Raw genomic sequence first — 21,102 nt, 5'->3', positions numbered from 1 at the left:
GCTGACCCGTGGGGGTGCGCGCCAGGCGGAGCGCACCCCCACGGCCTGCAGACTCCCTCATTGCCACCGCCTCCGAAGAGAGCAGCCGACCGCCATGCTTCAGTTTCTTTTCCGCCGGTTGACCGGTGCGGTCGTGATCATGATTCTGATCGCGGCGTTCACGTTCTTCCTGTTCTATACGGTTCCTCAGGACTTCGCCGAGCTCGCCTGCGGCAAGAACTGCTCGCCGCAGAACATCGCGGTCATCCGCGAGAACCTGGGCCTCGACAAGTCCATCGCCGCGCAGTTCTGGGAGTTCATGCGGGGCATCGTGATGGGGCGCGACTTCGGGGTCGGCCACTGCTCGGCTCCGTGCCTGGGCGTGTCCTTCAAGTCCAACGACTTCGTGTGGGACTCGATCGTCGACCGCTTCCCGCTGACCCTCTCGCTGACCATTGGCGGTCTGGTCGTCTTCCTCGTGGTGGGCCTCGGCACCGGTCTGCTGGCCGCGTGGAAGCGCGGCACTGTGCTCGACCGGCTCGTCTCCGGCGCCTCGATCGTGCTCAGCTCCTTCCAGATCTACCTGCTGGGCCCGATCGTCCTCGGCCTGTTCGTGTACAGCACCGGCTGGATGGACAACCCGAAGTACGTCCCGTTCTTCGACAGTCCCACCAAGTGGTTCCTGGGTCTGCTCATCCCCTGGGTCGTGATGGCGACGATCTTCACCGCGCAGTACACGCGTATGGCGCGCTCCACGATGATCGAGCAGCTCCAGGAAGAGCACGTCCGCACGGCCAAGGCCAAGGGCATGGGCGGCAAGTACGTCTTCTTCCGCTACGCCTGGCGCGGATCGCTCATCCCCATCGTCACCATCCTCGGCATCGACCTCTCCGGCCTGCTCGCCGGCGCGGTGGTCACCGAGTACACCTTCGACCTTCCCGGCCTCGGCCGGCTTGCGGTGGAGTCGTCCACCGACAAGGACCTCCCGCTGACCATGGGCGCGATGCTGGTAGGGGCCTTCTTCATCCTGATCCTGAACATCATCGTGGACATCGCATACGCATACATCGACCCGCGCGTGCGCCTCGCCTAGGAGAACGACCGTGACCACTGTGACCAAGACCGAGGACACCCCGGCCCCGACCGGTTCGGAGGCTTTCCTCTCGGTCCGTGACCTCAGGGTGCAGTTCTCCACCGAGGACGGCATCGTCAAGGCGGTCGACGGGCTCTCCTTCGACCTGGAGCGGGGCAAGACGCTCGGCATCGTCGGCGAGTCCGGCTCGGGCAAGTCCGTCACCAACCTGACGGTCCTCGGGCTGCACAACAAGAAGTCCACCACCGTGGAAGGCGAGATCATCCTGGACGGCCAGGAGCTCGTCACTGCGACCGAGAGGGAACTGGAGAAGGTCCGCGGCAACAAGGCCGCGATGATCTTCCAGGACCCGCTCACCGCGATGTCGCCGTACTACACGGTGGGCCGCCAGATCATGGAGCCCTTCATGAAGCACACCGGTGCTTCCAAGAAGGACGCCAGGATCCGCGCCATCGACATGCTCGAGAAGGTCGGCATCCCGCAGCCGAAGCAGCGCGTCGACGACTACCCGCACCAGTTCTCCGGCGGCATGCGCCAGCGCGCGATGATCGCCATGGCCCTGGTCTGCGACCCCGACCTGCTGATCGCCGACGAGCCGACCACCGCGCTCGACGTGACGGTGCAGGCGCAGATCCTGGACCTGCTCAAGGACCTCCAGCAGGAGTTCGGCTCCGCCATCGTCTTCATCACGCACGACCTCGGCGTCATCTCCAAGATGGCCGACGACCTGCTCGTGATGTACGCGGGCCGGGCCGTGGAGCGCGGTTCGGTGCGCGAAGTGCTGCGCACGCCGCAGCACCCGTACACCTGGGGTCTTCTCTCGTCGATGCCCCGCCTCGGCGGCGACATCAACGAGGCGCTCACACCGATCCCGGGCGCCCCGCCCTCCCTGCTCAACCCGCCGACGGGCTGCCGTTTCCATCCGCGCTGCGGCTTCCCCGACCAGGTGTCCGGCGGCCGTTGCACCACCGAGCGTCCGCTGCTCGCGGACGGCCGTGCCGCCGCCTGCCACCTCACCTCGGAGCAGCGGCAGACCATCTTCATCGACCGGATCAAGCCCCGGCTCGGCTAGGAAGTACACGACATGACTGACAACGTCACCCTTCCCAAGCAGCAGGGACCTGGCGAAGAGCCCGCAGGGACCGGCGAGGCGCTGCTCCACGTCGAGGGCCTGACCAAGCACTTCCCGATCTACGGCGGCTTTCCCATCAAGCGCAAGGTCGGCGCCGTCCAGGCCGTCGACGGCGTGGACCTCAGCGTGCACGCGGGCGAGAGCGTCGGCCTCGTGGGCGAGTCCGGCTGTGGCAAGTCGACCACCGGCCGGCTGATCACGCGGCTGATGGAGCCCACCGGCGGCAGGATCACGTACCAGGGTCAGGACATCACCAAGGCGAGCCGTAAGCAGCTCGCGCCGGTGCGCTCCGAGATCCAGATGATCTTCCAGGACCCGTACTCGTCGCTGAACCCGCGGCAGACGGTCGGCACGATCATCAAGTCGCCGATGGAGGTCAACGGGATCGAGCCGCCCGGCGGCCGTGAGAAGCGCGCCCGTGAACTCCTGGAGACCGTGGGCCTCAACCCGGAGCACTACAACCGCTTCCCGCACGAGTTCTCCGGCGGTCAGCGCCAGCGCATCGGCGTCGCCCGCGCCCTCGCCCTGAACCCGAAGCTGATCATCGCGGACGAGCCGGTCTCCGCGCTCGACGTGTCGATCCAGGCGCAGGTCGTCAACCTGCTCAAGAAGGTCCAGGACGAGCTCGGGATCGCGTTCCTGTTCATCGCCCATGACCTGGCGATCGTGCGGCACTTCTCGCAGCGCGTCGCGGTCATGTACCTCGGCAAGATCGTCGAGATCGGCGACCGCGACTCGATCTACAACGGGCCGCGCCACCCCTACACGCACGCGCTGCTCTCGGCCGTGCCGGAGGTGGAGATCGAGGGTGCCGAGGACCGCGAGCGCATCCGTCTGCAGGGCGACGTCCCCTCGCCGATCTTCCCGCCGTCGGGCTGCCGCTTCCGCACCCGCTGCTGGAAGGCGCAGGACAAGTGCGCCACGGAGGAGCCCCCGCTCGTCCAGATCTCCGGCAACCGCGACGGTCACCTGACGGCCTGCCACTTCCCGGAGGAGCCGACCACCGAGGACCGCGGCGAGGACATCGTTCTTGACCCGGCCCTCGCGGCCCTCGAGGACGGGTCCGGCGCGGACGCCTGACCGTCCACGCTCCGACCGACCACGGCCCGCCACCGGTGACGCACCGGTGACGGGCCGTCGGCGTTTTCGGGCGGGCGGCCGTGACGGTCCCGGCGTGGGCGATGATCCAGGAACGAGCGGGCGAGGGAGAGGGGCCACACATGCTGGACGACCTTGAGGCGCGGTGCGCGGAGGCGATGGCGGGGTACGGGTGCCCGTCCGTCTCGGTCGCTGTCGCCGTGCGGGGCGAGGTGATCCGCGCCGAGGCGTACGGGCTCGCCGACACCGGCGCGCGGATCCCCGCCACCGTCCGCACCCCGTACGCCCTCGCCTCCGTCACCAAGCCGGTCACGGCCGCGGCGGTCTGCGTCGCGGCCGACGAGGGGCTCCTCGACCTGGACGCGCCGGGACCCCTCGGCGCGACCCCGCGTCAGCTCCTGCGGCACCGGGGCGGGCTCGGCGCGCACTACGACTTCCACTACGGCGAGGAGGGCGGGCCGGCCATCGACGCGGAACCGTACACACGGCTCCAGCGCGCGCCCGGCTCCGGCTTCGAGTACGCGAACCTCGGCTACCGGCTCCTCGGCCGGCTCCTGGAGGACGCCACCGGACAGGACCTCGCCACGTACGCCCGGGAGCGGGTCCTCGGGCCGCTCGGGCTCGACGGCTTCCGCATCGCCGCGCACTGCCCGGGCGCCGCGACCCGCTACACCCCCGACGGGCGCCCCTATCCCCAGGGCCTGCGCACCAGCCATCCCGGCGCCTCGCTCGGCTGGGCGACGGCACCTCAGCTCGCCCTCTTCGCCCAGTTGTGGCCGCGGCTCCTGAAGCCGGAGACGGCCGCCGCGGTCCTCGACGCCGTCCCGATCGGCGAGCACCTCGGGTACGGCCTCGGCTGGTGCGTCTCGCGCGGCGAGGGGCCGCTCCTGGTGAGCCACGGCGGAGGCATGGGCGGCGTGGCCGTGATGGCGGTGTCGGCGCCGGAGGTGGGCCTGTCGGTGGCGGTCCTGACGAACACGACGGTGAAGGCGGCCCGTGACGCGGTCGTCGCGCACGTCCTGGGCGAGCTGGTGCCCGGGTTCAGGCCCGAACTGATCTCACCGGTGTTCTCCGTGCCCGCGCGCCCGCTGGCCCTGGAGGAGGGGGAGTGGGCGGGCCACGCCTCGACGCCGGAGGGCGAGGTCCCGCTGCGGCTGCGGATCCTGCCGGGCGCCCGGGCCGAACTCGCCACCGGCGACGAGAGCGCCACCACCTCCGTCGAAGCCACGGCCACCCTCGCCCTGCGCGGCTCCTTCTCCGTACAGCTGCCGACCGCCGACGCCAGGGTCAGCGGTCCGGTGCTCGGTCTGGAACTGCGTCTGGACGAGGGGCGGCTGACCGGGGTGGCCCGCGTCTACAAGGAGGGCGATCGGGAGGGGCTGATGGGCAACCTGCTGACCCACCCGTGCGAACTGGGGCTCGTACGGGCGGGCTGAAAGTGCGTTATGAGCCTTTAAGGATGATATTTGGGCCTAAGTGCCGTGAGGCACGGACCCAGAAGCACTCCGAGGAGGCACTCCATGCGTGGAGCCACGCACGCCAAGTGGGCCGTATGCGCGGTGGCCGTCGCTCTCGCGGCGACGGCCTGTGGTGGTGGGGGCGGCAGCGGCGGCAGCGGTGGCGATGGCTCAGGGATCGTCCGTTCGTCCTGGGGCGACCCGCAGAACCCGCTGGAACCCGCGAACACGAACGAGGTGCAGGGCGGCAAGGTCCTGGACATGGTCTTCCGCGGCCTGAAGCGGTACAACGCGAAGACCGGCGCCGCCGAGGACATGCTCGCGGACAAGATCGAGACGACGGACTCGGTCAACTTCAAGATCACGGTCAAGGACGGCTGGACGTTCTCCAACGGCGAGAAGGTCACCGCGAAGTCCTTCGTGGACGCCTGGAACTACGGCGCGGACCTGAAGAACAACCAGAAGAACGCCTATTTCTTCGGCCAGATCGACGGCTACGACAAGGTCCACCCCGACTCCGGAACCCCGAGCGCCACCAGTCTGTCCGGGCTCAAGGTCACCGGTCCCCTCACCTTCTCGGTCAAGCTCAGCCAGAAGTTCTCGCTGTGGCCCGACACCCTCGGCTACGCGGCCTTCGCCCCGCTCCCCAAGGCCTTCTTCGACGACCACGACGCGTGGGTGAGCAAGCCGGTCGGCAACGGCCCGTACATGATCGACAGCTACACCAAGGGCTCCCAGATGTCCCTGCGCAAGTGGGACGCCTACCCGGGGACCGACAAGGCGCAGAACGGCGGCGTGGACCTGAAGGTCTACACCGACAACAACACGGCGTACACCGACCTGACGGCCGGCAACCTCGACCTCGTCGACGACGTCCCGGCCTCGCAGCTCAAGAACGTCGAAGCCGACCTCAGCGGCCGGTACATCAACTCCCCCGCCGGCATCATCCAGACGCTCGCCTTCCCGTTCTACGACCCCGCGTGGAACAAGGCGGACAGCGACAAGGTCCGCAAGGGCCTGTCGATGGCGATCAACCGCAAGCAGATCACCGAGACGATCTTCCAGAAGACCCGAACCCCGGCCACGGACTGGACCTCGCCGGTCCTCGGCAAGGACGGCGGCTTCCAGGACGGGCTGTGCGGCGACGGGTGCGACTACAACCCCACCGAGGCCAAGAAGCTGGTCGAGGAGGGCGGCGGCATCCCCGGCGGCCAGGTGAAGATCGGCTACAACGCCGACACCGGCAGCCACAAGGAGTGGGTCGACGCCGTCTGCAACAGCATCAACAACGCCCTGGGGAACGACAAGGCCTGCGTCGGCCTGCCCACCGGCACCTTCGCCGACTTCCGCAACAAGATCACGCAGAAGAAGATGACGGGCCCGTTCCGCGCCGGCTGGCAGATGGACTACCCGCTCATCCAGAACTTCCTGCAGCCGCTGTACTACACCAACGCCTCGTCCAACGACGGCAAATGGTCCAACAAGGAGTTCGACAAGCTCGTCGACCAGGCCAACGCCGAGTCCGACCGCGCCAAGGCCGTCAAGATCTTCCAGCAGGCCGAAGGCGTCGTCAGGGACAACATGGCGGCCATCCCGCTCTGGTACCAGAACGGCAGTGCCGGCTACTCCGACAAGGTCTCCAACGTAGCCCTCAACCCGTTCAGCGTTCCGGTCTACAACGAGATCAAGGTCAAATGACGCCCGGGGAGCGGCAGTCCGGGCACTGACGGGCGGCCGCTCCCCCCGATTCCGGAGCCCCGTATGGGACGTTATGTGATCAGGCGTCTGCTGCAGATGATCCCGGTCTTCTTCGGCGCGACGCTGCTCATCTTCCTGATGGTCAACGTGATGGGCGACCCCATCGCGGGACTGTGCGGCGACAAGCAGTGCGATCCCGCCACGGCCGCTCAGCTCGAGAAGGAGTTCGGCCTCGACAAGCCTGTCTGGCAGCAATACCTGACGTACATGGGGAACGTCTTCACCGGCGACTTCGGCACCGCGTTCAACGGCCAGAAGGTCACCGAACTGATGGCGGCCGCCTTCCCCGTGACGATCCGCCTGACCATCGTGGCGATCCTCTTCGAGATCGTCATCGGCATCACGCTCGGCGTCGTCACAGGGCTGCGCCGCGGCCGTCCCATCGACACCACCGTGCTGCTGCTCACCCTGGTCGTCATCTCCGTCCCGACCTTCGTCACCGGCCTGCTCCTCCAGCTCCTGCTCGGCGTCGAGTGGGGGATCATCAAACCCGCGGTGTCCACCGAGGCGACGTTCTCCGAACTCATCGTCCCCGGCCTCGTGCTCGCCTCGGTCTCCCTCGCGTACGTCACCCGGCTCACCAGGACCTCGATCGCCGAGAACCGCCGCGCCGACTACGTCCGTACGGCCATCGCCAAGGGCCTCCCGCGCCGCCGCGTCATCGTCCGGCACCTGCTGCGCAACTCGCTGATCCCGGTCGTCACCTTCATCGGCACCGACATCGGCGCCCTGATGGGCGGAGCCATCGTCACGGAGCGGATCTTCAACATCCACGGCGTCGGCTACCAGCTCTACCAGGGCATCCTCCGGCAGAACACCCAGACCGTCGTCGGCTTCGTGACCGTACTCGTCCTCGTCTTCCTGGCGGCCAACCTGATCGTCGACCTTCTGTACGCCGTACTCGACCCGAGGATCCGCTATGCCTGAACCCGAGCCGCCGGAGCCCTACTCGTCGGGCGGGGGCCGCGTCCCGGAGGACGGAGGAGCCATCGCCGCGACGGGCATGGGCGGCGCCATGGACCTCGCGACCGAGGAGGGGAGGACGCTGGAGAAGACGCCGGGCGGCCCCGAAGGCACGGGCCCCGCGGGCAAGCCGAGGAGCCTCTGGTCGGACGCCTGGCGCGATCTGCGCCGCAACCCGATCTTCATCATCTCGGGCCTGATCATCGTCTTCCTCGTGATCATCTCGCTCTGGCCCTCGCTGATCGCCTCCGGCAACCCGCTCTCCTGCGACCTCGCCAAGGCGCAGGAGGGCTCCCAGCCCGGCCACCCCTTCGGCTTCAACGGCCAGGGCTGCGACGTCTACACGCGCACCGTGTACGGTGCCCGCACCTCGGTCACCGTCGGCGTCTGCGCCACCATCGGCGTCGCCCTCCTCGGCAGCGTCCTCGGCGGGCTCGCCGGGTTCTTCGGCGGGGGGTGGGACGCGATCCTGTCCCGCATCACCGACGTCTTCTTCGCGATCCCGGTCGTCCTCGGCGGCCTGGTGCTCCTGTCCGTGGTCACCAGCTCGACCGTCTGGCCGGTCATCGGGTTCATGGTGCTGCTCGGCTGGCCGCAGCTCTCCCGCATCGCCCGCGGCTCCGTCATCACGGCCAAGCAGAACGACTACGTGCAGGCGGCGCGGGCCCTCGGCGCCTCCAACTCCCGGATGATGCTGCGGCACATCCTGCCCAACGCGATCGCGCCGGTCATCGTCGTCGCGACCATCGCGCTCGGTACGTACATCTCCCTCGAGGCCACGCTCTCGTACCTCGGCGTCGGTCTGAAGCCGCCCACCGTGAGCTGGGGCATCGACATCTCCTCGGCGTCCCAGTACATCCGCAACGCCCCGCACATGCTGCTCTGGCCCGCCGGCGCCCTCGCGGTCACCGTGCTCGCGTTCATCATGCTCGGCGACGCGGTGCGCGACGCCCTCGACCCCAAGCTGAGGTAGGCGCCCATGCTGCTCGAAGTGCGCGATCTGCACGTGGAGTTCCGCACGCGCGACGGGATCGCCAAGGCCGTCAACGGCGTCAGCTACACCGTCGACGAGGGCGAGACCCTCGCCGTGCTCGGTGAGTCGGGATCCGGCAAGTCCGTGACCGCGCAGGCGATCATGGGCATCCTCGACGTCCCGCCCGGGAAGATCACCGGCGGTGAGATCCTCTTCCAGGGCACCGACCTCCTGAGGCTCAAGGAGGACGAGCGGCGCAAGGTCCGCGGCGCGAAGATGGCGATGATCTTCCAGGACGCGCTCAGCTCCCTCAACCCCGTGCTGTCCGTGGGCGATCAGCTCGGCGAGATGTTCACCGTCCACAAGGGGATGTCCCGCAAGGACGCCAGGGCCAAGGCCATCGAGCTGATGGACCGCGTCAGGATCCCCGCCGCCAAGGAGCGGGTCGGCCAGTACCCGCACCAGTTCAGCGGCGGCATGCGCCAGCGCATCATGATCGCGATGGCGCTCGCCCTGGAACCGGACCTGATCATCGCCGACGAGCCCACCACCGCCCTCGACGTCACCGTCCAGGCCCAGGTCATGGAGCTGCTCGCCGACCTCCAGCGCGAACTCAGGATGGGCCTCATCCTCATCACCCACGACCTCGGAGTGGTCGCCGACGTCGCCGACAAGATCGCCGTCATGTACGCGGGCCGTATCGTCGAGACGGCGCCCGTGCACGAGATCTACAAGGCGCCCGCCCACCCGTACACCAAGGGCCTGCTCGAATCGATCCCGCGCCTGGACCAGAAGGGCCGGGAGCTGTACGCGATCAAGGGCCTGCCGCCCAACCTGATGCACATCCCGCCCGGCTGCGCCTTCAACCCGCGCTGCCCGCTGGCCAAGGACGTGTGCCGCGCGGACGTTCCCCCGCTCTTCGAGGTGAGCCCGACGCGCCGGAGCGCCTGCTACTTCTGGAAGGAGACGCTCGATGGCTGACCTGGCGAAAGAGGCGCGAGCCGCCGCCCCCGTGCCGGCCCGCGAGCCGATCCTTGAGGTCAGCGGCCTGGTCAAGCACTATCCGCTCACCCAGGGGATCCTCTTCAAGAAGCAGGTCGGCGCGGTCAAGGCCGTCGACGGCGTCGACTTCGTGCTCGGCCAGGGCGAGACCCTCGGCATCGTCGGCGAGTCCGGCTGCGGCAAGTCGACCGTCGCCAAGATGCTGGTCAACCTGGAGCGGCCGACCGCCGGGCAGATCAAGTACAGGGGCGAGGACATCACCAAGCTGTCCGGGCGCGCTCTGAAGGCCGTACGCCGCAACATCCAGATGGTGTTCCAGGACCCGTACACGTCCCTCAACCCGCGCATGACCGTCGGCGACATCATCGGGGAGCCGTACGAGATCCACCCCGAGGTCGCTCCCAAGGGCGACCGGCGCCGCAAGGTGCAGGACCTTCTGGACGTGGTCGGGCTCAACCCGGAATACATCAACCGGTACCCGCACCAGTTCTCCGGCGGCCAGCGCCAGCGCATCGGCATCGCGCGCGGCCTCGCCCTGCGCCCCGAGATCATCGTCGCCGACGAGCCGGTCTCCGCACTCGATGTCTCCGTGCAGGCGCAGGTCATCAACCTGCTCGACAGCCTCCAGAACGAGTTCGACCTCTCCTACGTCTTCATCGCCCACGACCTGTCGATCGTCCGCCACATCTCCGACCGGGTCGGCGTCATGTACCTCGGGCGGATCATCGAGATCGGCACCGACGAGCAGATCTACGAACACCCCACGCACCCCTACACCCAGGCGCTCCTGTCCGCCGTGCCCGTCCCCGACCCGGAGGCGCGCGAGCACCGCGAGCGGATCATCCTCACCGGCGACGTGCCGTCCCCGGCCAACGTGCCCTCGGGCTGCCGCTTCCGCACCCGCTGCTGGAAGGCGCAGGAGCGGTGCGAACTGGAGGTGCCGGCGCTCGCGGTGCCCGCCGTGTTCCGCATCGGGGAGTCGCCGGCGAAGCACGACTCGGCCTGTCACTTCGCCGAGGAGAAGCACGTCGTCCCCAGCGAGTAGGCGTACGTGTCGTGATAAATGCACATCAACTTCGTTAACACACAGGCAACTTGACCGTCGCGGCACCGATATACGAACGCGTCAGGCTGAACAGCGTACGGCCGTGCGGGTGCCGTGGACCGGCCGGAGCGCGCCATGTCGCTCCGGCCGGTCGCCTTTCTAGACCAGTCCCAGCGAGCGCTTCAGGAAGTCCACCTGGAGCAGCAGCAGATTCTCCGCGACCTGCTCCTGCGGCGTCATGTGCGTCACGCCCGACAGCGGCAGCACCTCGTGCGGCCGGCCCGCGGCGAGGAGCGCCGACGAAAGGCGCAGACTGTGCGCCACCACGACGTTGTCGTCGGCCAGGCCGTGCACGATCATCAGCGGCCGGTGCTGCTCCGCCGCCTCGGCCAGACCGTCGTCGGTGACCAGCGAGTTCTTCGCGTACACCTGCGGCGCGGCCTTCGGGTCGCCCAGGTAGCGCTCCGTGTAGTGGGTGTCGTAGAGCCGCCAGTCCGTGACCGGGGCGCCCGCGATGCCCGCGTGGAAGACGTCCGGGCGGCGCAGGACCGCGAGCCCCGCCAGATAGCCGCCGTACGACCAGCCGCGGATCGCCACCCGGGTCAGGTCGAGCGGGAAAGCGTCGGCCAGCGCGTGCAGGGCCGTGATCTGGTCGTCGAGCGTGAGCGTGAGGTCGTCGCGGATCGCCTTCTCCCGGGCGGGGGAGTGGCCGGGGGTGCCGCGGCCGTCCGCGACGACCACCGCGAAGCCCTGGTCGGCGAACCACTGCGACGTCAGATGCGGATTGTGCGCGGCGAGCACCCGCTGCCCGTGCGGGCCGCCGTACGGGTCGAGCAGCACCGGCAGCGGTCCGTCGCCCTGCTCGTACGAGGACGGGAGCAGGACGGCGCACGGGATGCCGGCCGCCTCCGTGAGCGTCAGGCGGGGGCTCAGCGAGGGGCGCTCGGCGTGCGAGGCGACCGTCGCGATCTGCTTGCCGTCCCGCATCACCCGCACCCGCGTGCCCGGCTCGTCGGTGCGCGCCGACGCCAGGACGGTCACGCCGCCCGCGCGCACCGCGGAGTGCACGCCCGGCTCGTCCGAGACGCGCTCCACGCCCAGCTCGTTGACCCGGTACACATGCACCTCGCCGGTCTCCCGGACCGCCGCCGCCGAGCCCGCGGACGCCGAGATCAGCACGTCGCTCTCGCCCACGTCCAGGACCGCCCGCACATGCAACTGCGGCCCGGTCAGCGGCCGTTCACCGACCGCGAGGACCCGCGCCCCGCCCTCGTCCGCGATCCGCACGAGCTGCCCGCTCGGCGACCACGACGGCACACCGGGGAACAGCTCCAGCCACTGCCCGTCCTCGTCCGCGTGCACCATCCGCGTCGAACCGTCGCCGACGTTCACCGCGAGATACAGCTCACTGAGCTGGTCACGGGCCTGTACGAGGATCAGCGGCGCCCCGTCGGCCGACCAGTGCACCCGCGCCAGATACGGGTACCTCGCCCGGTCCCACGACACCTCCGTGCGCGCCCCGTCCAGACCGATGACGAAGAGCCGCACCTGCGCGTTGGGCGTGCCCGCCGCCGGGTACGCGTTGCGGGCGGGCTTGCGGTCCGGGTGCGCCGGATCCGCGATCCACCAGCGCCGCACCGCCGCGTCGTCCGCCCGGGCCACCAGCAGCCGGTCCGATTCGGGCGACCACCAAAAGCCCCGCGAGCGCCCCATCTCCTCGGCCGCGATGAACTCCGCGAGCCCGTACGTGACGGTCGACGCCTCGTCCTCGCCCGGAGCGGCGAGGGCCCGGTCGCCCTCGCCGTCGGCGCCGACGACGCGCAGGGCGCCCCCGGACACGTACGCGACATGGCGGCCGTCCGGAGACGGGCGGGGGTCGATCAGCGGTCCGGGGACGCGGAGTTCGCGGGTCGTGCCCGCGCGCAGCTCCGCCGTGAACAGCCGGCCGGACAGCGCGAACGCGGCCAGCTCCACGGCCGCGTCCGTCGCATAGGCGACGATGCCCGCGGCGCCCTCGCGGCTGCGCTCGCGCCGTGCGCGCTCCTCGTCCGACAGATCCTCCTCGGCGCCGCCCAGAAGGGCCCGGGGATCGGCGGCGATCCGCTCCTCGCCGGACGTCACATCCAGGAGCCACAGGGCGTTCGCCCGATCGGTACCGGATCCGGACCGCAGGAAGGCGACGCGCTCGCCGTCGGGCGCCACCGTGAACGCCCGTGGTGCGCCGAGCGTGAAGCGCTGGGTGCGGGCGTGCTGGCGCGGAAAGGAGAGAGGCTCGGTGGTCATCCCCCGACCCTATGGGGCCGTGCCGCCGTGCGCCCCCCTTGCTGCCATGCACCGACTCATGCGGCGGGACGGATAGTTATGATCCATAGCGCTGCGTGGGCAAAAACCGGTCGGCTCCCGCGTGGCGTACGGCAGTTGGACTCGGATCAAGGGAGGTGGACCGCTGTGGCACTCTCGATTTCGGCAGTGGTGCTGTTCGCGATCATCGTCTTCATTCTGATCAGGAAGTCGGGTCTGAAGGCCGGACACGCGATCGTCTGCGTCCTGCTCGGGTTCTACCTCGCCAGCTCCTCCATCGCCCCCACCATCAGCGAGCTCACGACGAACGTCGCGGGCGTGATCGGCGGGATCAAGTTCTAGGCCCAGTCGTGACGTCCTAGGCTGGGGCGCATGACGGAACTGCCCGACCGGCGTCTGCTCCTCGTGCACGCGCACCCCGACGACGAGTCGATCAACAATGGCGCCACCATGGCCAAGTACGCGGCCGACGGTGCCCACGTCACCCTGGTGACCTGCACCCTCGGCGAGGAGGGCGAGGTCATCCCGGACGTTCTCGCGCACCTCGCCCCGGACCGCGAGGACATCCTCGGCCCGCACCGCATCGGCGAGCTCACCGCCGCCATGAAGGAGCTCGGGGTCACCGACCACCGCTTCCTCGGCGGCCCCGGACGCTTCCGCGACTCCGGGATGATGGGCGCCGAGCAGAACGACCGGCCCGGCGCCTTCTGGGCCGCCGACCTGGACGAGGCCGCGGCCCATCTCGTCGAGGTGATCCGCGAGGTCCGCCCCCAGGTCCTGGTCACCTACGACCCGGACGGCGGCTACGGCCACCCCGACCACATCAAGGCCCACCGCGTCGCCATGCGCGCCGCCGAGCTCGCGGCCGAGCCCGCGTTCCGCCGGGACCTCGGCGACACCCACACCGTCGCGAAGATCTACTGGAACCGCGTGCCCCGCTCCGTGGTCGAGGAGCGCTTCCGCTGGCTGGCCGGTGTCCTCGGCTCGACTCCGTACGGGACCGCGGCCGAGATCGGCGACGTACCGGGCGTCGTGGACGACGAGCGGGTCACCGCCGAGATCGACGGCAGGGCCTTCGCCGCGGCCAAGACCGCCGCGATGCGCGCCCACGCCACCCAGGTCGAGATCGCACCCGGCGGCGAACCGGTCTTCGCCCTGTCGAACGGGCTCGCCCAGCCGGTCTTCGACGTGGAGTATTACGAGCTGGCGCGGGGCGAGGCGGGGGCGCCCTACGAGACGGACCTGTTCGCGGGAGTGGTGGCGTGATGAGTGGCGCAGGAAAGTCGGGCAACCCGGCCAAGTCCGGGCGGGCGGCGGCGTCGAGCGGCGCCGCGAAGCCCCCGGCCGGCCCGGCGGTCCAGCCGGTGGGGACCGGCCCCGGCGCCGGGCGCATCGCCGTGCTGGCGGGGCTCCTCGTGCTCGGCGCACTTGTCGGGGTGGCGGGTTCCCTGGTCCAAGGCGGCCTGTTTCCGGGCGGGTTGCTCCTCGCGCTGCTCGGCGCGGCCGGTGCGTTCCTCGGCGGGGCACGGGCGACGGGCACCCGGGGCGGGGCCGTCGCGCCCGCCGTGGGCTGGGCCGTCACGGTCATCCTGCTCACGGCGACCAGGCCCGAGGGCGACTTCCTCTTCGGCGCGGGAACCGGCTCCTATCTGTTCCTTCTCGGCGGGATGGCCGTCGCTGTGATGTGCGCCACCCTCGGTCTGCCGCAGCAACCACCCCGACCCGCCGCCCGACTTGGGAAGTGACGTACCACTTCGGCCCGTGCCCCGTACGGGTTTCGTCGGCGGTCACCGGATGCGTTCCGGCCGCGGCCAGTATGGTGGTGCGCGCCGCCGAGCAGCCCGCGTGAGGTCGAGACGGGCGGCGGAGCCAACCGGGAGAACCTGCTTTGAGTCGTGAAACTGACAGTTCGTCCTCCGGGCCCCAGGGGCGCGGCGGTGCCGCGTACCCCTCGGGGACGCCTCCGTACGGCACCCCCGCCCAGGGCGCCGGGTCCGGCGACGGTGCGCCCGGCGATGCCGGGCAGCCCGCCGAGGGCCGGCCGGTCCCCGAGGAACGCAAGACGGAGACCACGCTGACGACGCGGATCCGGATCAACATCCCCGGATCGCGCCCCATCCCGCCCGTAGTGATGCGCACGCCCATGAGCGATGTGGACGCGGGACCCGCCACCCCGGACCCGGCCGCCGCGCCGGTCCCGGCACCCGAGACCCCCGCCCCGCCTGCTCCCCGGTCCGCTCCTTCGGGTGACGGCCCGGGCGCACCGGCCGCGGAGGAGAAGACGAGCGACTGGTTCGCGCCGCGCAAGTCGGGCCCGCCCCAGCGGGGCGCCTCCGCCGACGCTCCCGCTCCGGGCAACTCCGGTACGGTGCCCGGCCAGTCGGGCGGCGCCACCGCGCCGCACGGCCGGCCGCCGCAGCCCGGGAGCTCCGGCGACCCGCACCGCGGCGACCTGCCCTACTTCGCCGGGAACGCCGACGGCACCGGCCCCGGCGTCCCCCCGCGTGGCCCCGCGGGACCGACCACGGGGCCCGTCGGCGGCAACAGCCCCATGGCGCGCTCCGGCGGTGACAATCCGATGGCACGCCCCGGTGGACCTGTCGGCGGCCCTCCCGGAGGTCCTATGGGCGGCCCTATGGGCGGTCCGGTCGGCGGCCCTCCCGGCGGTCAGCGGCCGCCGCAGATGAGCGACGACACCGCGATCCTGACGCCGCAGAAGCCCGCGCCCGAGCCGGGCCCGGGCGGCCATGTCTCCGGCGAGACGCTGACCAGCGGTATCCCGGTCGTCCCGCCGGGCCTCGGCGGACCGAACGCGCCGTTCGCGCCCGGCCCGCGCCCCGAAGGCCCGGTGCCGCACACCCCGCCGAAGCTCCCCGACCCGGTCGGCCAGAGCGCCCCGGCCGCGCCCCGCAAGAAGAAGGGCCGCAACAAGCTCGTCCTCGCGGGCGCGGGTGTCGTGGGCCTGGTCGGTGTCGCGTACGGCGCCGGACTGCTGATGAGCCACTCGGACGTGCCCAAGGGCACCACCGTGCTCGGCGTCGACATCGGCGGCGGCACGCGTGACGAGGCCGCGGCCAAGCTCGACACCGCCTTCGGCAAGCGCACCACCGACCCGCTCCAGCTGTCGGTCGACGGCAAGTCCGTGCCGCTCAGGCCGGACCAGGCGGGCCTGAGCCTGGACAGCACGGCGACGGTGGCGGCGGCCGCGGGCAGCGACTACAACCCGGTCTCCGTGATCGGCTCGCTGTTCGGCAACGAACGCGTCGTCGAGCCGGTCATGCCCGTGGACGAGGAGAAGCTCCAGGCCGCCCTCGAACGGGCCGCAGGCGACGCCTCCACGGGCGACGGCACGATCAAGTTCGTCCCGGGCAAGGCCATCGCCGTGTACGGAAAGACGGGCAAGGGCATCGACGTCGCCCGTTCCTCCTCGTCCGTCGAGGAGGCGTACCGCGCGCACGTGGAGACGGGCGCCGCGCGGGCCGTGCCGATGGCGACGACGACCCGCAAGCCCACCGTCTCGAACGCCGAGGTCGACCGGATGATGAAGGAGTTCGCGCAGCCCGCCATGTCCGCGAACGTCGTCATCAAGGCGGGCAACGCACAGATCCCGTTCGGCCCCGCCAAGTCGCTGCCGCAGATCCTCGGCGTCAAGGCGGTCAACGGCAAGCTCGTCGACGTCTACGACCTGCCGGCCCTGAAGAAGCTGTACGGCAACACGTTCGACGGCATCCTCATCACGCGCGGCACCGGCAAGAAGACGCCGGTGAACGCGAACGACGTGGCTGCCGCAATGCGGCAGGCCCTCAAGGGCAAGACGCCCGCCGAGCGCACCGGGACCATCGAGACCAACCCGGGCTAGCCGGCACGTACGTCGCATACCGGGCGGGTTCCCTTCGTGGGGGCCCGCCCGCTGTGCTGCCGCCCGCGGACATGACATCTGTCATCCCGGACTCCGGCCTGCCGACACTGCCGGGCACCCGCCCCCGCCCGCCAGCATGGATGCCATGACAACGACAGCACAGGCCACCGAGGTGGTCAGCTTCGAGCGGGTGAGCAAGAGCTACGGGGACGTCAGGGCCGTGGACGGGCTCACCCTCGAACTGCACCCGGGCGAGACCGTCGCCCTCCTCGGCCCGAACGGCGCGGGCAAGTCCACCACCCTCGACCTCCTCCTCGGCCTGCGCCCGGCGGACACCGGCTCCGTCCGCGTCTTCGGCACCAGCCCCCGGGACGCGATAGTCCAGGGCCGCGTCGGCGCCATGCTGCAGAGCGGCGGCCTCATGGACGAGGTCACCGTGGCCGAGCTCGTGAAGCTCGCCTGCGCCCTGCACCCCAAGCCGTACAAGCCGGGCGAGGTGCTGTCCCGGGCGGGCATCGCGCAGATCGCCGACCGCAAGGTCAACAAGCTCTCCGGAGGCCAGGAGCAGCGCGTCCGCTTCGCCCTCGCCACCGCGGGCGCCAACGACCTCATCGTGCTCGACGAGCCGACCACCGGCATGGACGTCTCGGCCCGCCAGGCGTTCTGGGCCACGATGCGCGAACAGGCCGACCAGGGCCGCACGGTCCTCTTCGCCACGCACTACCTGGAGGAGGCCGACGCGATCGCCGACCGCGTCCTCGTCCTGCACCGCGGCCGCCTCCTCGCCGACGGCACCGCCGCCGAGATCAAGGCCAGGGCCGGCGCCCGCAAGGTCGCCTTCGACCTGGAGGGCGACATCGACGAACCGGCCCTGCGCGCCCTGCCGTTCCTCACCACCCTCGACGTGTCGGGCCGCACCGTCCGCCTCCAGTCGAGCGACGCCGACGCCACCGTGCACGCCCTGTACGGACTCGGCGTCTACCCGCGCAACCTGGAGGTCGCGGGCCTCGGCCTGGAGCAGGCCTTCGTAGCCATCACCACGGCCGAGGAGGCCAGGACGTCATGAACAGCCTGATCAAGCTCGAGATCACCCGGGCGCTGCGCAACAAGAAGTTCCTGTTCTTCTCCGTCGTCTACCCGTCGGTCCTGTTCCTGCTCATCGCGGGCAGCTCCGACAGCTCGACCATGGTCGACGGCACCGGCCTGAAACTCGCCGCGTTCATGATGGTGTCCATGGCGTCCTTCGGCGCCCTGACCGCCGTCCTCATGGGCAACAGCGAGCGCATCGCCAAGGAGCGAGAGAGCGGCTGGGTGCGCCAGCTGCGCCTGACGACGCTCCCCGGGCGCGGCTACGTCCTTGCCAAGACCGCCAGCGCGGCCGTGGTCAGCCTGCCGTCCATCGTCGTCGTCTTCGTCGTCGCCGCGGTCACCAAGGGCGTACGCCTCGACGCCTGGCAGTGGCTCGCCCTCGTCGTCGCGATCTGGGCCGGCAGCCTCTGCTTCGCCGCGCTCGGCGTCGCCATCGGCTACCTCGCGACCGGCGACGCCGTCCGTCCCATCACGATGATCGTGTACTTCGGCCTGTCGATCCTGGGCGGCCTGTGGTTCCCCTCGACCGGCTTCCCGCAGTGGCTCAGCGACATCGCTTCCTGGCTGCCCACACACGCGTACGCTGCCCTCGGCCAGGCCATCGAGCTGGGCAACGCCCCGCATGCCAAGGACGTCACGCTGATCGTCGCCTACTTCCTGGTCTTCGCCGGCGGCGCGGCCTGGCTGTACCGAAAGGACACCCTGAAGGCGTGAACGCCAAGACGCCGGACGAGATCAGGCTCACCGGCATGGGGCAGTCGCCCCGCAACCACCGTGAGGCCCTGCGCAAGCTGCTGTGGATCGGCATCTGGCTGGTCTTCATGGCGGATCCGATCGACGACCTCGTCAACGGCGGCCACACGGCCTGGGCCACCGCGCTCGGCTGGCTCGGCCTGGTCGCCTTCGTCGGCGTCTATCTGGCCCTCGTCTTCCGCCACACGGCCCGCGCCATGCGCCTGGGGCGGCTGGCCGCGATCCTCGGGGCGCTCGCCGCGGTCGCCGTCGTCATGTCCCTCACACTCGGCGCCCCCTGGCTCGTCCTGTTCGTGTACGTCTCCGTGTCCTGCGGGGCGGTGCTGCCCATGCGGTACGCCCGCTGGTCGATCGTCGCGGTCACGGCCGCGATGGTTCTCCTCGGGATCCCGCTCGGCCGCGGCTGGGACCTCGGCCTCGTCGTGCCCGCGCTCCTCGGAGGCTTCGCGATGACGGGCGTACGGCAACTCGTTCGCACGACCGTCGAACTGCGCAGGGCGCGCGCCACCGTCGCCCAGCTCGCGGCCAACGAGGAGCGCCTGCGCCTCGCCCGCGACCTGCACGACCTCCTCGGCCACTCGCTCTCCCTGATCACGCTCAAGAGCGAGCTCGCCGGCCGCATGCTCCCCGACCAGCCCGAGAAGGCGGCGCAGCAGGTCGCCGACATCGAGCAGGTCAGCCGCCAGGCGCTCGTCGACGTACGGGAGGCCGTCACCGGCTACCGCCGCGCCCGCCTCGGCGCCGAACTGGCCGGAGCACGTGCCGCGTTGGCCGCCGCCGGCATCGAGGCCGATGTCCCCGCGGACGCCCCCGACGACCTGCCCGCGGAACAGGAGGCCGCCCTCGCCTGGACCCTGCGCGAGGCCGTCACCAACGCCGTACGGCACAGCGGCGCCCACCGCTGCACGGTCGGCATCGCCCTCCGCCAGACCCTCGGCGGTCCCGTCATGGAGCTGACGGTGGAGGACGACGGGGCCGGTGCCGCGGCGGGCGGCAGCGGTGTTCCGGGCAACGGCCTGACGGGCCTGCGCGAACGCGTCGAGGGCGTCGGCGGCACTCTGGATGCCGGGCCCGGGCGGGACCGCGGGTTCCTGCTGGTGGCCCGGGTGCCGGTGGGCTCCGTAGGATCCGGCGCATGAGCGCTCAGATCAAGGTCCTGCTCGCGGAGGACCAGTCGATGGTGCGGGAGGCCCTCGCGGCGCTCCTCGGCCTCGAACCCGACATCGAGGTCGTCGCCCAGGTGGCGCGCGGCGACGAGGTCCTCGAGGCGGCCCGCGCCCACGGGCCCGACGTGGCGCTCCTGGACATCGAGATGCCCGGCATGACCGGCATCGAGGCCGCCGCCCAGCTCAGCGAGCAGCTGCCCGCCCTGAAGGTCGTCGTCCTCACGACGTTCGGCCGCCCCGGCTATCTCCGTACGGCGATGGAGTCCGGCGCCCACGCGTTCCTCGTCAAGGACGCTCCCGCGGCCCAACTCGCCGACGCCGTACGCAAAGTGCTCGCCGGTGAGCGCGTCATCGACCCCACCCTCGCGGCCGCCGCGCTCGCCGAGGGCGCCAACCCGCTGACCGACCGCGAACGCGAGATCCTGCGCGCGGCGGCCGACGGCTCGACCAACGCCGAGCTGGCGGCGGCCCTGCACCTGTCCCAGGGCACGGTCCGCAACTACCTCTCGACGGCCATCCAGAAGCTCGCCGTGCGCAACAGGGCGGAGGCGGTACGGATCGCCCGCGAGAAGGGGTGGCTGTAGCCGGTCAGTTCAGCATCGCCCGGGCCGCCCGCGCCTGCGCGCGTACGGTCTCGGCCGCCGGGGCGTCCACGGCGCCCACCACATCCGCGTACGCGTCCAGCTCCGCCGCCCCCGCGAGGAAGTCCCCGCTGCGGACGAGGAGCTGGGCCCGCTCGTAGCGCAGCCGGGCCGGGTGCGTGGGCAGCAGCAGCGACAGCTCGACCGCCCACATCGACACGTCCGAACGCTCCGGCCGCGCCGCCGCCCACGCGCGGATGTTGTTCAGGATCCGCAGCACGACGTCCAGCGGATCGGCCGGTTGCAGCATCGAGGCGTTCAGCGGCGCCCCCGTCGCACCGGCCACGAGCAGCTCCGCGTCCGCCCCGGTCAGCACCTGGCCCCCGTCGAACGGATCGGCGAGCACCTGATCCTGCGGGGGTCCGAACCCGACCACGAAGTGCCCCGGCAGCGCCACCCCGTACACCGGCGCCCCGGCCCGCCGCGCGACCTCCATCCACACCACCGACAACAGGATCGGGAGCCCCCGCCTGCGCCGCACCACCTCGTGCAGGAGCGAGGACTCCAGCCGCTCGTAGTCGCCCGGCGTGCCACGGAAACCGCAGCGGGCCCCCAGCAGCTCGGCCAGCGCCGTCGCCCACGCCCGCGGTCCGCCGGGACGGAACGGCACCTGCCCGGCGAGCCGGTCGAGGTCCATCTGGACGGCGTCCATCCCGGCCTCGTCGAGCGAGCCGTCCGCCTCGGCGGCCACCAGGAGGCACAGCTGAGACAGATCGGGCCGCTCCGCCCGCGCCTCCTCGGCGAACCGCCGGCGCAGCTCCTCGGAGCGGGGTGAGATGTGGGGGGACATACG

19 protein-coding genes are annotated in these 21,102 nt (G+C 70.9%); 17 read left to right on the top strand and 2 right to left on the bottom strand.

The window, feature by feature from the left end; all coding sequences use genetic code 11:
- Positions 1-94: 94 nt before the first annotated feature.
- The 9 genes from OG698_RS19070 (at position 95) to OG698_RS19030 (ending at position 10,500) form a co-directional block, all read left to right on the top strand.
- Positions 95-1,072 (top strand): ABC transporter permease, encoded by a 978-nt coding sequence (locus OG698_RS19070; protein ID WP_406104252.1) that lies wholly within the window; start codon positions 95-97, stop codon positions 1,070-1,072.
- A gap of 10 nt (positions 1,073-1,082) precedes the next feature.
- Positions 1,083-2,144, top strand: a complete 1,062-nt coding sequence (locus tag OG698_RS19065) for an ABC transporter ATP-binding protein (RefSeq protein WP_406104250.1) — start codon at positions 1,083-1,085, stop codon at positions 2,142-2,144.
- Positions 2,145-2,156: 12 nt separating this feature from the next.
- A complete protein-coding gene (locus OG698_RS19060; protein WP_406104248.1) occupies positions 2,157-3,284 on the top strand; it encodes an ABC transporter ATP-binding protein in 1,128 nt (375 codons plus the stop codon).
- 140 nt (positions 3,285-3,424) lie between these two features.
- Positions 3,425-4,738 (top strand): serine hydrolase domain-containing protein, encoded by a 1,314-nt coding sequence (locus OG698_RS19055; protein ID WP_406104246.1) that lies wholly within the window; start codon positions 3,425-3,427, stop codon positions 4,736-4,738.
- An 84-nt stretch (positions 4,739-4,822) separates the two neighbouring features.
- Positions 4,823-6,457: an ABC transporter substrate-binding protein gene (locus tag OG698_RS19050; protein WP_406104244.1), complete on the top strand. Its 1,635-nt coding sequence runs from the start codon at positions 4,823-4,825 to the stop codon at positions 6,455-6,457.
- 63 nt (positions 6,458-6,520) lie between these two features.
- Positions 6,521-7,444: an ABC transporter permease gene (locus OG698_RS19045; protein ID WP_406104243.1), complete on the top strand. Its 924-nt coding sequence runs from the start codon at positions 6,521-6,523 to the stop codon at positions 7,442-7,444.
- Complete coding sequence (locus OG698_RS19040; protein ID WP_406104242.1) at positions 7,437-8,453, top strand: ABC transporter permease; 1,017 nt, start codon at positions 7,437-7,439, stop codon at positions 8,451-8,453. The genes OG698_RS19045 and OG698_RS19040 overlap by 8 nt, the downstream gene beginning before the upstream one ends.
- Before the next feature lie 6 nt (positions 8,454-8,459).
- A complete protein-coding gene (locus tag OG698_RS19035; RefSeq protein WP_406104240.1) occupies positions 8,460-9,434 on the top strand; it encodes an ABC transporter ATP-binding protein in 975 nt (324 codons plus the stop codon).
- Positions 9,427-10,500 (top strand): ABC transporter ATP-binding protein, encoded by a 1,074-nt coding sequence (locus OG698_RS19030; protein WP_406104239.1) that lies wholly within the window; start codon positions 9,427-9,429, stop codon positions 10,498-10,500. Before OG698_RS19035 ends, OG698_RS19030 begins: the two co-directional genes overlap by 8 nt.
- 159 nt (positions 10,501-10,659) lie before the next feature.
- Here OG698_RS19030 and OG698_RS19025 read toward each other — a convergent pair whose 3' ends face one another.
- Complete coding sequence (locus OG698_RS19025) at positions 10,660-12,783, bottom strand: prolyl oligopeptidase family serine peptidase (RefSeq protein WP_406104238.1); 2,124 nt, start codon at positions 12,781-12,783, stop codon at positions 10,660-10,662.
- A gap of 165 nt (positions 12,784-12,948) precedes the next feature.
- Here OG698_RS19025 and OG698_RS19020 point away from each other — a divergent pair, with 165 nt between their 5' ends.
- The 8 genes from OG698_RS19020 to OG698_RS18985 all read left to right on the top strand — a co-directional run bounded on the left by OG698_RS19020 (position 12,949) and on the right by OG698_RS18985 (position 20,252).
- The gene (locus tag OG698_RS19020) at positions 12,949-13,143 is read left to right on the top strand and encodes a hypothetical protein (RefSeq protein ID WP_406104236.1); all 195 of its coding nucleotides are present in this window, start codon (positions 12,949-12,951) and stop codon (positions 13,141-13,143) included.
- Between the two features lie 30 nt (positions 13,144-13,173).
- Positions 13,174-14,067: an N-acetyl-1-D-myo-inositol-2-amino-2-deoxy-alpha-D-glucopyranoside deacetylase gene (gene mshB, locus OG698_RS19015; protein ID WP_398375717.1), complete on the top strand. Its 894-nt coding sequence runs from the start codon at positions 13,174-13,176 to the stop codon at positions 14,065-14,067.
- Complete coding sequence (locus tag OG698_RS19010) at positions 14,067-14,546, top strand: DUF6113 family protein (protein WP_406104234.1); 480 nt, start codon at positions 14,067-14,069, stop codon at positions 14,544-14,546. The genes mshB and OG698_RS19010 overlap by 1 nt, the downstream gene beginning before the upstream one ends.
- 143 nt (positions 14,547-14,689) lie before the next feature.
- Positions 14,690-16,660 carry a hypothetical protein gene (locus tag OG698_RS19005; protein ID WP_406104232.1) on the top strand — a complete coding sequence of 657 codons (1,971 nt, stop codon included), beginning with the start codon at positions 14,690-14,692 and terminating at the stop codon, positions 16,658-16,660.
- 145 nt (positions 16,661-16,805) lie between these two features.
- A complete protein-coding gene (locus OG698_RS19000) occupies positions 16,806-17,726 on the top strand; it encodes an ABC transporter ATP-binding protein (protein ID WP_406104230.1) in 921 nt (306 codons plus the stop codon).
- Positions 17,723-18,463 carry an ABC transporter permease gene (locus OG698_RS18995; RefSeq protein ID WP_406104229.1) on the top strand — a complete coding sequence of 247 codons (741 nt, stop codon included), beginning with the start codon at positions 17,723-17,725 and terminating at the stop codon, positions 18,461-18,463. The genes OG698_RS19000 and OG698_RS18995 overlap by 4 nt, the downstream gene beginning before the upstream one ends.
- Before the next feature lie 35 nt (positions 18,464-18,498).
- A complete protein-coding gene (locus OG698_RS18990; protein WP_406111146.1) occupies positions 18,499-19,641 on the top strand; it encodes a sensor histidine kinase in 1,143 nt (380 codons plus the stop codon).
- The gene (locus OG698_RS18985) at positions 19,638-20,252 is read left to right on the top strand and encodes a response regulator transcription factor (protein ID WP_399969880.1); all 615 of its coding nucleotides are present in this window, start codon (positions 19,638-19,640) and stop codon (positions 20,250-20,252) included. The genes OG698_RS18990 and OG698_RS18985 overlap by 4 nt, the downstream gene beginning before the upstream one ends.
- Before the next feature lie 4 nt (positions 20,253-20,256).
- On the opposite strand, the gene OG698_RS18980 is transcribed toward OG698_RS18985, so the two are convergent.
- On the bottom strand, positions 20,257-21,099 hold the full coding sequence (locus OG698_RS18980; protein WP_406104228.1) for a tetratricopeptide repeat protein: 843 nt from the start codon (positions 21,097-21,099) through the stop codon (positions 20,257-20,259).
- Positions 21,100-21,102: the final 3 nt, after the last annotated feature.

The sequence above is a fragment of the Streptomyces sp. NBC_01003 genome, from assembly GCF_045162695.1.
Classification (GTDB): domain Bacteria; phylum Actinomycetota; class Actinomycetes; order Streptomycetales; family Streptomycetaceae; genus Streptomyces.
Note: the sequence above shows the minus strand (reverse complement) of the source record. Positions and strands in the feature narration are given on the sequence as shown.

Coding starts and splice junctions, on each gene's coding strand:
- OG698_RS19050 (WP_406104244.1), top strand. CDS start 4,823: ATGCGTGGAGCCACGCACGCCAAGTGGGCCGTATGCGCGGTGGCCGTC.
- OG698_RS19055 (WP_406104246.1), top strand. CDS start 3,425: ATGCTGGACGACCTTGAGGCGCGGTGCGCGGAGGCGATGGCGGGGTAC.
- OG698_RS19060 (WP_406104248.1), top strand. CDS start 2,157: ATGACTGACAACGTCACCCTTCCCAAGCAGCAGGGACCTGGCGAAGAG.
- OG698_RS19070 (WP_406104252.1), top strand. CDS start 95: ATGCTTCAGTTTCTTTTCCGCCGGTTGACCGGTGCGGTCGTGATCATG.
- OG698_RS19030 (WP_406104239.1), top strand. CDS start 9,427: ATGGCTGACCTGGCGAAAGAGGCGCGAGCCGCCGCCCCCGTGCCGGCC.
- OG698_RS18985 (WP_399969880.1), top strand. CDS start 19,638: ATGAGCGCTCAGATCAAGGTCCTGCTCGCGGAGGACCAGTCGATGGTG.
- OG698_RS18990 (WP_406111146.1), top strand. CDS start 18,499: ATGGGGCAGTCGCCCCGCAACCACCGTGAGGCCCTGCGCAAGCTGCTG.
- OG698_RS18980 (WP_406104228.1), bottom strand. CDS start 21,099: ATGTCCCCCCACATCTCACCCCGCTCCGAGGAGCTGCGCCGGCGGTTC.
- OG698_RS19025 (WP_406104238.1), bottom strand. CDS start 12,783: ATGACCACCGAGCCTCTCTCCTTTCCGCGCCAGCACGCCCGCACCCAG.
- OG698_RS19045 (WP_406104243.1), top strand. CDS start 6,521: ATGGGACGTTATGTGATCAGGCGTCTGCTGCAGATGATCCCGGTCTTC.
- mshB (WP_398375717.1), top strand. CDS start 13,174: ATGACGGAACTGCCCGACCGGCGTCTGCTCCTCGTGCACGCGCACCCC.
- OG698_RS18995 (WP_406104229.1), top strand. CDS start 17,723: ATGAACAGCCTGATCAAGCTCGAGATCACCCGGGCGCTGCGCAACAAG.
- OG698_RS19040 (WP_406104242.1), top strand. CDS start 7,437: ATGCCTGAACCCGAGCCGCCGGAGCCCTACTCGTCGGGCGGGGGCCGC.
- OG698_RS19035 (WP_406104240.1), top strand. CDS start 8,460: ATGCTGCTCGAAGTGCGCGATCTGCACGTGGAGTTCCGCACGCGCGAC.
- OG698_RS19010 (WP_406104234.1), top strand. CDS start 14,067: ATGAGTGGCGCAGGAAAGTCGGGCAACCCGGCCAAGTCCGGGCGGGCG.
- OG698_RS19000 (WP_406104230.1), top strand. CDS start 16,806: ATGACAACGACAGCACAGGCCACCGAGGTGGTCAGCTTCGAGCGGGTG.